Annotated in this window: 10 protein-coding genes and 1 pseudogene; 2 read left to right on the plus strand and 9 right to left on the minus strand. The window is 42.7% G+C overall.

The window, feature by feature from the left end; genetic code table 11:
• Nucleotides 1–4: 4 nt before the first annotated feature.
• The 4 genes from LEP1GSC060_RS12565 to LEP1GSC060_RS12580 form a co-directional block, all read right to left on the minus strand.
• Nucleotides 5–1,222, minus strand: coding sequence for an acyltransferase family protein (locus LEP1GSC060_RS12565; RefSeq protein ID WP_003005238.1), 1,218 nt, complete (start codon nt 1,220–1,222; stop codon nt 5–7).
• Nucleotides 1,223–1,826: 604 nt separating this feature from the next.
• Nucleotides 1,827–3,647 carry a translational GTPase TypA gene (typA, locus tag LEP1GSC060_RS12570; RefSeq protein WP_003005229.1) on the minus strand — a complete coding sequence of 607 codons (1,821 nt, stop codon included), beginning with the start codon at nt 3,645–3,647 and terminating at the stop codon, nt 1,827–1,829.
• Nucleotides 3,648–3,699: 52 nt separating this feature from the next.
• Entirely contained in the window at nt 3,700–4,557 is an 858-nt protein-coding gene (locus LEP1GSC060_RS12575; protein WP_003005453.1) for a pirin family protein, read from the minus strand.
• Nucleotides 4,558–4,647: 90 nt separating this feature from the next.
• Entirely contained in the window at nt 4,648–5,208 is a 561-nt protein-coding gene (locus LEP1GSC060_RS12580) for a TlpA family protein disulfide reductase (RefSeq protein ID WP_003005182.1), read from the minus strand.
• A 298-nt stretch (nt 5,209–5,506) separates the two neighbouring features.
• On the opposite strand from LEP1GSC060_RS12580, the gene LEP1GSC060_RS12585 reads away from it, so the two are divergent.
• A complete protein-coding gene (locus LEP1GSC060_RS12585) occupies nt 5,507–7,522 on the plus strand; it encodes a hypothetical protein (RefSeq protein ID WP_003005449.1) in 2,016 nt (671 codons plus the stop codon).
• Nucleotides 7,523–7,583: 61 nt separating this feature from the next.
• Here the strand turns inward: LEP1GSC060_RS12585 and LEP1GSC060_RS12590 are convergent, their stop codons facing one another.
• The 5 genes from LEP1GSC060_RS12590 to LEP1GSC060_RS20585 form a co-directional block, all read right to left on the minus strand.
• Complete coding sequence (locus LEP1GSC060_RS12590; RefSeq protein ID WP_003005172.1) at nt 7,584–8,789, minus strand: hypothetical protein; 1,206 nt, start codon at nt 8,787–8,789, stop codon at nt 7,584–7,586.
• On the minus strand, nt 8,767–10,305 hold the full coding sequence (locus LEP1GSC060_RS12595; RefSeq protein WP_003005420.1) for an MBOAT family O-acyltransferase: 1,539 nt from the start codon (nt 10,303–10,305) through the stop codon (nt 8,767–8,769). The genes LEP1GSC060_RS12590 and LEP1GSC060_RS12595 overlap by 23 nt, the downstream gene beginning before the upstream one ends.
• A 38-nt stretch (nt 10,306–10,343) precedes the next feature.
• Entirely contained in the window at nt 10,344–10,715 is a 372-nt protein-coding gene (gene rsfS, locus LEP1GSC060_RS12600) for a ribosome silencing factor (RefSeq protein WP_003005460.1), read from the minus strand.
• Between the two features lie 4 nt (nt 10,716–10,719).
• Nucleotides 10,720–11,913, minus strand: coding sequence for an LCP family protein (locus LEP1GSC060_RS12605; RefSeq protein ID WP_003005061.1), 1,194 nt, complete (start codon nt 11,911–11,913; stop codon nt 10,720–10,722).
• 67 nt (nt 11,914–11,980) lie between these two features.
• Nucleotides 11,981–12,118: a hypothetical protein gene (locus LEP1GSC060_RS20585; RefSeq protein ID WP_003005176.1), complete on the minus strand. Its 138-nt coding sequence runs from the start codon at nt 12,116–12,118 to the stop codon at nt 11,981–11,983.
• Between LEP1GSC060_RS20585 and LEP1GSC060_RS19540 the strand changes: the two are divergent.
• Nucleotides 12,112–12,198, plus strand: a pseudogene (locus LEP1GSC060_RS19540) (acyl-CoA synthetase); the annotation flags it as partial. The gene LEP1GSC060_RS20585 and the pseudogene LEP1GSC060_RS19540 overlap by 7 nt on opposite strands.
• Nucleotides 12,199–12,245 lie beyond the last annotated feature (47 nt).

A 12,245-nucleotide genomic window follows, 5' to 3' on the forward strand; every position in this document is an offset into this window, starting at 1 on the left:
AAAATTAAACGGGAGACTCCGTTTGAACTTGGAACAAATCCTCGCGCGATCTTTTTTTAGGAAGAATTTTCGTTCTCAATTGTTGAAACGGATATTCGATCAAAATGTAAAAAGGGATCGAAAGTGTAAAGATCAGGATCAACACGAAAATAAACTGAAACAAAAGTGCGAAGGTGGAACTAGGTTCCGTTCGAATTCCTAAAATCGACAAGGAAACCGCGATCAAAATCAAATGCCAGAGATAAATCGTAAAACTCAACCTCGCCACGGGAATAAAAAATTTCAGACTTAGAAAACGTCCCAAAAAACCTTCCGAACGAACCGCTGCGAGCAACAGGATTCCCGCAAATCCTATATTCAAAAGATTGTATTTGAAAGTGTGGGTAAAAAAACTATCCGTACTCAGATTGACCCAGTGAGATATGGATAAAAAGGAAAAAAACAAAAATAAAAGAAAGTAATACAATCGATTGTCCGCTCTCAACCGATCCATCCACGTTTGACGGCCCGTATAAAGATCCATCGCGATCACCCCCATCAATAAGGAATCGAATCGAGTGTGAAAAGGAAAATAGATCTCGTTGAAATATTCCGGAGTCAAAGGCGCGGTTGTAGTCGTGTAAACGATCACACGGGCAAACGTAGGAATCAAAACCAAACACCAGAGGAGAAGTTGCCTGAATTTAGGAGCCGTTTTAAACAGTATCAGACTACAAAAAAGAGGAAAGATCAAATAGAATTGTTCTTCTATGGACAAAGACCAAGTATGAATATTCATTCCCGGAAAATAATTTCCTAAAAATACGAAATCTCCCCAGGCATCCGAAAGTTTAAAAGAAAGCACGTAAGCTTCTTTTTCGAGGCCCTTCTCCTGCGCGATTTTGAGAGCGAAATTGGAAGCGACCAAGCTGAAAGTGATAAAAAAATAATAAGCCGGAAAAATTCTGAGTGTACGTTTCAGATAGAATTTTTTAAAATCAATCGTTCCGTGGTTGCGAGTCCAATCGCTCAGAAGCCCTTTTGAAATCAAAAAACCGCTGAGAACAAAGGATAAATCCACCCCCGACCAGAAAAGCGAATCCGATTGAAACTTATCTGCCTTTTTCCAAACAAGAGCATAATGATTGAGAATGACTAAAATAATCGCAAACGCTCTCAGACCGTTGAGAGGCTGAATCTCGTTATCACGATGAAACCAAAGATCCTTAATGAAAGCTTTCATCACTTTTCTTAATTTCCATTTAAAAAGTTTTATTCGATATGCGTAAAATTTCGTTTTATCTTAATATTATTTAACATTTTGATAAACCAAATAATTCATGAGTTTCCATTATTTTATACGCTTTATCGTTACAATTTTGAAGAAAGTCCGAACAATAAGCGTACAAAATAATCGTATAAGTCCGGTTTATATCCAAACAAAACGGAAGCGACAAAGCGACAACACGTTTCATTTCGATTTTTTTCCCCCCTTATAAAACAATAAATCGTAGTCATAAAAATTCATATCGACTTATCGCAATTTCAAAACGACGTCCAAAAATTGAAAAAATACATTTTAATTTTTGAATGTGCTTTAAAAAGACAGAACGAAGTTTAAAAAGGTTCCCATTTTTTTAGTACGGATCCGATGAATTTATAAATAGGTAAAAAAGAAAAAGATAAATCCTGCGGAAAACTTATAGGAGAAGGATGTCGATAAACTGCATCAAGTTTTACAACTGCGGAAGTAAAAGGAATCGTTTAGAAATAGATAGAAAAGGTTATTGATTGAATCCATATAGAGTCTTGGATCTCGAAAAACTCCAAGACCCTCGGATGTAATCTTACTTGTTGCGTTTACGCATGTTTGCGTCGAGGAACTTCTTACGAAGGCGTAAGCTGGAAGGAGTTACCTCCAAAAGTTCGTCGTCGTCCAAAAATTCTATGTTTTGCTCCAAGGAAAATTTTCTAGGAGGGATCAAACGGATCGCCTCGTCGGCTCCGGAAGAACGCACGTTACTCAGCTTCTTCTCCTTTACCGGATTCACTTCGAGATCGTTCTCGCGAGAATGGATTCCGATGATCATTCCGGGATAAACCGCGGTGTTCGGCCCGATCACCAATTCCCCTCTTTCCTGAATTTTCCAAAGAGCGTAAGCCGTAGATTCTCCGGAGTCCATGGAGATCAAAGCGCCGTTCTTCCGACCCGGGATTTCTCCTTTATAAACGTCAAATCGAAGAAAACGGGAAGACATGACTCCCTCGCCCCGGGTTTCGGAGATAAAAAATCCTCGGAACCCGATGATCCCTCGGGTCGGAATTACGAATTCCACACGAGTCATTCCGGACGGATGCGCGTCCATCAACTGAAGTTCGCCCTTTCTACGGTTGAGTTCCGCAATGATCTGACCGGTAAACTGATCCGGAATGTCCATTACCAAATACTCATACGGTTCGAGCTTTTGACCTTGTTCGTTGGACTTTAAAATTACTTCGGGACGGGATACTTGGATCTCGAACCCTTCCCTTCTCATTGTCTCGATCAGAACGGATAAATGAAGTTCTCCGCGTCCGAGAACCTTAAAACGATCCTTGTCCTCGGTTTCTTCCAGTCGCATCGCTACGTTGGTTTCGAGTTCCCGATCCAGACGTTCGCGGATATTTCGGGTCGTTACGAACTTTCCTTCCTTTCCCGCAAACGGAGAATTGTTTACCATGAAGAACATGGATACGGTCGGTTCTTCGACTTCGATGGCCGGTCTCGGAGACGGTTTGCCGGGCTCACAGATCGTGTCCCCGATAAATACGTCCGGAAGTCCGGCGATCGCTACGATGTCGCCCGCTTCCGCGTTGTTGACTTCGTTTCGTTTCAGTCCTTCAAAGTTGTATAATTTTGTTATGCGAAATAGAGCCGTATCGGCGGACGTGGCCGTGTCCGATTTTTTCGCCGCAAGCTGTATAACGTTCATTCCGAGCGCCATCTTTCCCGCGTAGATTTTTCCGACCGCAATTCTTCCTACGTAGTCGTTGTAATCCAAGGAAGTCACTTGAAATTGAAGCGGCGCCTCCGTGTCCGCTTGCACGGGCGGAACGTGTTTGAGAACCGTGTCTAAAAGCGGGTCCAAGTTTGTGCCGGGGGATTCGCTCAGATTATGCACGGCCCAACCCTGTTTTGCGGATGCATACACGATCGGGAAGTCGAGTTGTTCGTCGGTCGCTCCCAGATCGGAAAAAAGATCAAAGGCCATATCTACAACCGCCTCTGGTCTTGCACCCGGACGGTCGATTTTATTGATTACCAGAATGGGCTTGTGTCCGAGTTGAAGGGATTTTCCCAATACGAAACGTGTCTGAGGCATCGGTCCGTCGAAAGCGTCCACGAGTAAAAGACAAGAATCCGCAGTAGAAAGAACGCGCTCCACTTCCCCGCCGAAATCCGCATGACCGGGAGTGTCTACTACGTTGATTCTGGTTCCTTTGTAAATCACCGCGGTATTCTTGGCTTTGATCGTGATTCCTTTTTCCTTTTCCAAGTCGTTGGAATCCATGATCCTTTCTCCGTCCTCTTTGGCCGTGACGGCGCCGGTTTGACGGAGGATTCCGTCCAGAAGTGTGGTTTTCCCATGGTCTACGTGGGCGATGATTGCTATGTTGCGGATTTCCATTCTAAAACCAAAAATTTCGGAAGCCCCCTGGTGTAAACTCTAATCTTCTAATTCACGTTTGCGGAAGAGGAATCCTTTCCGTTTCCCCCGGAACCGACGGAAAACGTTCTTCTTTCCATTCCAATTTGGCTCTTTCGATTCTTTCCAAGGAAGTGGAAACAAAATTCCACCAAAGATAACGGCGCTCCGGAAACGGAACTCCTCCCAAAAGAATCGAGCGACTTCCTGCTTCCGAAGTAAAAGAAATCCTTTCTCCCGGACAAAACACGGCCATCTGCCCTTCGAGAATCTTTTGCCCTTGTATTTCCAAACTTCCCCGCGCGACATACAAAGCGGATTCTTGATCGGAAGGAATTTTCCATTCTCCTTTGGCGCCGGGCCGCGCGTCCAAGTCCGCATAAAAAAGCGGGGAATATACTTTTACCGGAGAACGTTTGTCTAAAAATTCACCGGCTGCAAGTCGTAACTCCCATCCGTCTCCCGCAATCACGGGAATGTCGGTTCGATCGAGATGAAAAAATTCCGGCTTCACTTCTTCCGATTCTTTGGGAAGGGCGACCCAAGTTTGTATTCCTTCCAAGATCGAATATTGCGGATCCAATTGAGAACGTTCACTGTGTGCGATTCCGGAACCTGCGGTCATCCAGTTCACTTCGTAAGGACGAATCGGCGTTTCCGATCCGATGCTGTCCCTATGGAGAACGATTCCGTCATAAAGATAAGTGATCGTCGCCAGTCCGATATGCGGATGAGAACGAACCGTGAGTTCTTTTCCGGTTTGAATGGGAACGGGCCCCATGTGATCCACAAATACGAACGGGCCTACGTGGCGAACTTCGACGGAAGGAAGGATTCTCCGAACTCGGAAATTGTCCCCGAGGTCCTTGATGATGGCGGCGATGATCTTCATGTGTTACAACTTAGACGGATTGTTTTTGATTTTAAGATTTTTGAATGTGATTTATAGAAAACGAATTCATGGAATCACCGATCTTACCGTTTATTTTCCCAAAGAGAATAAAAAATTTTTCAGAGCGACGGTTCCCGATTCGTTATAACCTTCCGTTTTAAAAAGAATTTCCCGGTTGGAATTCAAAACAAAAACGGTAGGCAAACCGGATATTTTCGCCTGCGTATAACTCGAAGACAACGGATCTACGAGCGTTTCGGCGACATTCTCCAATTTTAATAAATTTGAATATTCTTTTCCGGTTTTAAAATCGTCTCCTACAAATACGACCCAAAGAAAAACCTTCCATTTTCCCGCCGCAGAAATGTCGGTTTGTTTTGCAAAATCCAAAAGAACCGGAATTTGTTCCTTACACGGTTTGCATTGGGAACCCGTAAAATTCAGGATCAGTACGTCCTCTGGCGAAAATTCTTTTAGAGAAACGGAAAGAACAAGTCTTTCTTTCTTAAGATTATAGAATGCGATATTAGAAAAGGATTCCGCGTAAACGGTTCCCAACGGAAGAATTAGAACGAACCATAAGAAAGGATATTTTTCAAAATTCATCCCGAAAGTTCGTTTCGTATTGTGGGTTCTCCTAACTTCATCCATTCGTTTTCGATTTCCGAAATTCTAATCGTTTCCGATCGGAAAGATTGTAAATACTATTTTCAAAATTCCAAATAATTGTTTACTTTTGATTCGTTCGAGATCATTGTTAATGATCTCTATAAAAATCGAGTACCGTTAATTTTTATCGCAAATACGGTTTCAATGCAAGATAATAGGTACTTTATTATATAGTTATGAGCAATGATTGCGATTTTCTCGAAACGGCTAAGTTTTCTTTCAACGATGTTTGCGGACGAGGCGACGATTTTGAGTTATACTTTACGTTAGGATCATCTTGATGTACGTCAGATTCTTTTTGTTTCCGCTTTTTTTTCTCTGGATTCCGTTCGGAGTTTTTGCACAGGCAAAACATTCTAAAATTTATATCCACAAACTGACGGTGGAAGGAAATCTAAACGCCGGTTTGGAAAATCGGTTTCGAAACGGAATCATCAACTCCATCCTCAGAAACTTCGAAGGTAAACATACGATCGTTGACGACGAATCTCTGGCGATTCTTTACAAACAAGTGGAAACTCTTCAGAAGTTGGATTGTTCCGATGAAATCTGCATCAAACAGATCGCGGACGCGATCGACGCAAACGAAGTGATTTCCGGTACGATCTCTTCCAAAAACGGACTCGTATACGTCTCTCTTAGAAATCAAACGAGAGATTCAAAAACTCTAAACTACTCCATCAAGTCCACGTTTCAAATGGAGTTTCCCGAATTTCTTTCGGACTATTATGCGGGGGAATCCGGTAAAAAACTTTTAGACCTTCAATACAACCTAGATCCGCATCAAATCCCCGCATCCACAAACGGAAACTTAAGCGTCGCATTTTTAAAAATCAAACCCGTTCCCGGAACCAATCTTAACTCCATGGAATTCAAAACCTCGGATAAAATTTTGGAGGGCATTTTGGAAGAAATCAGAGAAGAATTGGATCAAGCCGCCAAGTACGGTCTTTCCAAAGATTACGCCGAATCCACGGAAATCTACGACCGAATTTTAAGCGCCTTTAACGATCGTCTTTCGCAAGAGTCTCTGAAAAAACTCGAACCGTTCATCCGGGAAATTCAAACGAGTATTACGAATAATTACAGTTTGGAATATAAGGAAAAGATAAACGATTTGGATCGGAATCTTTTCGAGTCGAAACAATCGAACCCCGAGGACTTGGAAAAACGTCTGACCGACTACGTCTCTCTCGGAAAAGAATATTCCGCGAAGGTTCCGGAAAAACACAGGCAACTTCAAATCCGACAAAGTATTCAAGAGAGAAAGGACAAGGTGGAACTGGCCTTATTTACATTAAAGGAAAAAGAAGCGGATCAGGCTTATTCTCAATTCGATTTTTCTCTTTCTTCCAAACTCTATACAAATCTTTTGAAAGAACTTTCCGAAAAAAACGATACGTCCTACAAATCGTTTCGAGAAACCATCGAAAAAAAATCGGAAACCGCGGAAAAAACGGGACGTTCGTATTTGACCAATCGTCTGGAAACCCTTTATCTTCTCATTGAAAAAGAATTCACCGCGGAGGCTTTGGCCGATTCGGAAGAGGAAAAAGAATCGCACCAGGATAAAATTCACGAAGCCTTTCGGGAAGGAATCTCGGCTCTCGCCAAATCGGAGTTTGCAGGTCTTGTTCAAATCGAAAGAATCAAAAAAGAAATCAAACGAGTGAATCAAAAACTCAAGGTTCCGATTTCCCTTCAAGAACAATTGGACTCGCTTTTACACGAAGGTTTGGAAACGAAAAATCCGACGCAGATCGTCAATAGCCATCAACTCGGAGCCGATTGGGAAAGTAAAACCGGACTTTTTTGGGGTTCCGCAAAATCCAAACTCAAGGAAATTTTGGACGGCGGCGTTCGTCTCCCGAATCGGGAATTTAAAAAACTCTTCAGCATTCATTTTCAAGACGAAATCAATCGTCCAACGGTTGCAAAAACAAGCATATTCCAATCTTCGAATATTCAAAAATCAAACTCAGAAAATAAAAAAATCAAAAGGCAATCCTCTCAAAAAGATTTTTTCTGGGAGCCCGCCGACGGAAGTTATAACTGGTATCAAGCGAGCCAAATTTGTAGTTCCAGAGATCTTCGCCTCCCTACGATCGAAGAATTGGAGGATTCTTACGAAAGCGGAGAAACCGAATCCTGGACGACAGATAACGACGCGGACAAGCGATATTGGTCCTCCACCATTTCCGTCGGTGAAAACGGGGCTTATAATCTGGACGTTTTTAAGGGGGAAATTCGTTGGGATCACCTCGGCAATTACGCGGGAGTTCGTTGTTTGAAGTAAAAAGCGGAGGTCGTTCTCTATGGGTTCAGCTCGTCGGTAATCGGGCTTATCTATGGATCGATTAATATCCGAGTTTGTGAAACATTTCGTTGACGACTTTTGCGCCTTGGCAATTGAGATGAATCTGGTCCGAATAATATTCAGGTTTTATAAACTGTTTTTCAAAACGTAAAACCTTGAGATGCGGGTATTTTGTTTGGAGCGACTCGAACGCTTTCCAAAACTTGGAAAAGTATCCGGTCGACTCGATGTAATCCGGAAAAGGCATTACGATATAATAGACGTCAATGTTTTGGGTGCGGGCGTATATAAGAAAATCCTCAAACGCCCTAAAGTCGAAACTCGGTTCCTTTTTGTAAGGAAAAAGGGTTTCTTCCTTGAGTTTGTCCCGACTCATCCGATACAGAATCGCATGTTGCGGTTTGATTCGATCTGAGATGTTCAATCCCCCGTTTTGAAAGTTTAACTTTTCCGAAACCCATCGATTGTCCCTGAAATTACTTTCGGGAGCCATACACGGAAGAGTGTAAAGTTCTTCGCATCCGCAATCGAGTTTCATCGTCGTTTCGGCGGGTTTGTAATTCTCGTAAGAAAACACGTTTAAAAGGGCCTTGCGATATCGATACGTGGAAAATAGATTCGGAACCGACGCCGAAAGAACGTAAAGAAGTTCGGGCCCTTTGTATTGTTCGAACATTTCTCCTATGGAAAATAAGTGAAGAATTCTATGAGAGAAAAATTTCCAGTTGATCTCGGATGCCGTTTTTTGCATGTTCTCGGAAGAACCTTCCATAATAAAATTCTTATACGTCAGACCGGAAACAAAACGATTTTCCAAATATTCAGAAAGACTCATATTCGGTTTGGCGTATTTGACGAGGTTCGGATCTATGATCGGGTCTCCGTAACCTCCGGCAATCAAACCCGGACTGGAAGCGAACAGGATAAATTCCGGTTTTTTATTTCCCGCTTTGAGATACTTCGAAAGATAATACGCGTAATACCTCGCACCCATCGCGGGAAGGCTGAAGTTATAAATTTTCGATTCCGCCGCGGGAATTAGGGACATACTCCTGGAATCTCCGAATACGAGTCCTTTGTAGTCCAGAACTCCGGATTCCATTTTTTTACGGACGTTATTGACTAAAAAAACTTCCGTGTGTTCGTAAAAATAAATCTCCGTAAATTTGGCGACGAGTTCGATCGATACTACCGTTCCGATAAGAATCAAAACGACCTTATTCTTAAAAAGCGAAGTAAATGACATTTTTGCCGAACACACCTTTTAGAACTATACAATAAAAGAAAAAGACATACGTAAGGATTCTGACTACAACAGATTTTTCGAATATAAAGAAAGCCGAATTATTCTTATAATGAAAATAATCCCAGACGATCAGCGGTCCCGCAATCTTTAAGATTTCCGTAAAGTAGTTGGACGCGCTGATCCGATCGTTCGGACCTTTGAGAGTGAAAAAGTTTTCCACAATACTTAAGAAAAGCACTTTTACATGGGTCATGTCGTAACTTCTAAAAAAGATCGAGGTCATGGAGAACATAAAAAACGTAAAAAAACAGGACCAAAAGAAAAACCCTTTCGTGAAAAAAGTATGATTTAAAAAAGGAAATTCGGATTTAACCGCAAACTTGAGTTTTTCGAACGGTTCCCGAAAAACCATATAAAGAACGATATAAAGTCCGCAACAAAGTCCCCAAAACGCAAAGTTCCAGCTCGCTCCGTGCCAGATTCCGGAAAGACCGAAAATGACGAACAGGTTTCTAAAATTATAAAGTTTACTTACCTTACTTCCGCCTAACGGGATGTAGACGTAATCCGTAAACCATCGGTTGAGCGTAACGTGCCATCTTCGGAAGAGTTCCCTAAAATTTACGCTGAATTCGGGAGTGATAAAATTCTCGCTGAGATTGAATCCGAGAAGAAACGCGGAACCTCTGGCAATGTAAGAATATCCCGCAAAGTCGCAATAGATCTGAAATAGAAACGCCAAAAAAGCAAGGAGCGTATGAATCGCGGAATGACCGCCCGCGAGATCCGGATTCGTTTTATAAACCAACGGACTGTCTAGGAACACAAGATTGACGAGTTCTGCGAGATTGTCCGCGACGTAGGTTTTCATGTAGTAACCTACGAGAAGCAAAAGACAACCTTTGTAAAAAAAATCGAGATCGATCTTTCTGTCTTTTTTGATTTGAGGAAGCAGATCCTCCGCCCTTTCGATCGGCCCCGCGACCAACTGAGGAAAAAAACAAACGAATAACGAAAAGTCGATCAGATTCGTTTCCGCTTTGAGTTTGCGGTAATACACGTCGATCACATAGGAAAGCGTTTGGAACGTAAAAAAGCTGATCCCCACGGGAAGAATTACCTGAAGAAACGTGGCGTCCTGAAAAAGGGTCGGGGCCTGCGCTCCGAAAAGTCCCGCGGACGTTTTTACGGCAGCGTTCAGATTCTCTATAAAGAAATTATAATATTTGAAAAAACCGAGCATCCCCACGTCGATGATTACCGCCAAAAGCAGAAGTCGATTTCGGATCTTGGCGGATTCTTTTTGTTCGATGAGAAGCGCGATGTAAAAATTGGAAACGGTAACGGAAATAATCAGAGTCAAAAAGATCCAGTCCCACCATCCGTAAAAGACGTAGGACACGATCAGCAGAAAGATATTTTGGACGTTTCGGGAGGTTTTTTTTGCGGCAAAAAAATAACAAACGACCAAGACGACGAGAAAAAAGTAAATGAAAACCGCCGAGTTAAAAATCATTTTTGATAGACCGCTCTCCGAAAGGAACGGCGTCTCCTTTAGAGTTCGATTCTTTTTGCGTCACGCCAGAGTTTGTCTAAATTATAATATTCTCTTTTTTCCGGAGTCATGATATGAATGATGATTTCTCCGAAATCCAAAAGCGTCCAACCGGAAGTCGCGGACGTTCCCGTTTTATCCGCCTCCTTGTGCGATAGTTTATATTCTTTTAATGTTTTTCTGACTTCTCTTGCGACCGCGTTCGCTTGAACCGCGGAATTGACCGTGCAGATGACGAAGTAACTCAGATAACTGTTGACACCTTCGAGGTTTAAGACGCTGATTTCTTCGCATTTTTTATCCGTCATAATATCGCAGATGGTGCGTAGAATTTCCTGGGTAGTCGGGTTTTGTCGGCGGGCGGGGCTCATAATTTTATTTTCTCGGTTCGTAATCGGAGCCTACGACGACGGTCGCGTCCAAGCCCAAGTCCTTTCTCAATACGTGATGTACTTCAGCTTTTTCTAATACTGTTGATATACGATCCATAATCGCGGTGTTGCCGGATCGATCGATCACGACGGTTTTCGGAAATCCTTTTTTCCAAGCGTTATCCGCCGCGAGCACCTTGATTCTTTTATCCGAAAGAATTCCGCGAACGTCCTTTGCCAGACCGGCCACTTCGGTTCCGTTTAAAACTTCCGTTCTGGCAAACTCGGCGTCCGTAAAAACGTCCGCGTTCATATCCTTGGAGAATTTACGAAAAGCGACTCTCGCTCTTGCGATATCGGTTTTGAGATAGAGTTTTTTCGTCTTCGGATCGTTAGCCGGTTCGCCCGGAAGTTCCGAAATTCCGAACTGAATTCTTCTGGAATTGATAAACTGTACGAGGCTAATAAAATCTTCCTTGGAAAGATCCGATTCGATCAAACCGTGTGCAAAAACGAGAAGAGGAGTCGTTAAGAATTCTTTTCTTTGAGAAAGAGTTTCGTAAAGAGTGAGAACCGCACTTTCTTGACGACTGATTCTTTCCAAGTAATCCAAAGTTTCTTTTTTGTCCATCTTACTCGTGTAGTCGTAAACGTCCAGACCGGACATCGTATAAACTCCGGGTTCCCGATTGTATAGCGAAGAATTACGAACCGTTTTGTTGTCCGTATAAACTCTCAGGCCCCCGAGGAGATCCACGATACGAATCCAGTTGGAAGCGGAAAGGGAAATCGTATAATGCGGTTTGACGTCGATCAAATCGGTGACGGCGCTTTTGACCGAAGACTTGGCGCCCGATTTGAGAAGATCCAAAGAATCGTCCGGATCGTCAAAAGATGTGATCGGATGAATGAAGTATAACGCACAACGGTTGTTAGACGGAAAAAGTGCGGCTAAAAGACCGAACTCGTATTCCTGCGAATCTCCGACCGCGTGAAAGAGAAAATAAATCGGTTTGCCCGCGGCGATTTTTTCTTCCAATCCGGTCCGATTGAATTTGCCGATCAAAAAAATGAGAGCTGAAAATAAGAGAATTCCCGCCGCTATATAAAGCAGCCAACCCGATTTTTTTTTACTAGGTTCTTTTGACTCCAAACGTACGCTCCGATTCCATTCCAAACCGGAAAACCCGTCTGTCAAACGGTTATTTTTCGATCGGCTCTCGTTTCAAAATGGAGAATCGATTTGTCGATTGTAAAAATCGATTTCAGTAAATCGAAGAATCTTTGACTTTCAATCGATCTTTTATAGACGGACTTTTGAGGATTGCAAAAATTCCGTTTCCAATCCGATCCGGCTTTAAGTCAGGGGAAAATCTTGTGAAATCCACGATGATGAAGATCAATTGATGCGATTCCTAAAACGAGCGTGGGTAAGTTCGACAAGAAAGTTCTCCGCGTCGGGATGAGTTCGGGGAAATATTAGGTTTTTTGAAAGTTTCAAAGTATCCGATCCAAAACGTAGGGCCTACG

The organism is Leptospira weilii serovar Ranarum str. ICFT (genome assembly GCF_000332415.1).
Classification (GTDB): domain Bacteria; phylum Spirochaetota; class Leptospiria; order Leptospirales; family Leptospiraceae; genus Leptospira; species Leptospira weilii_A.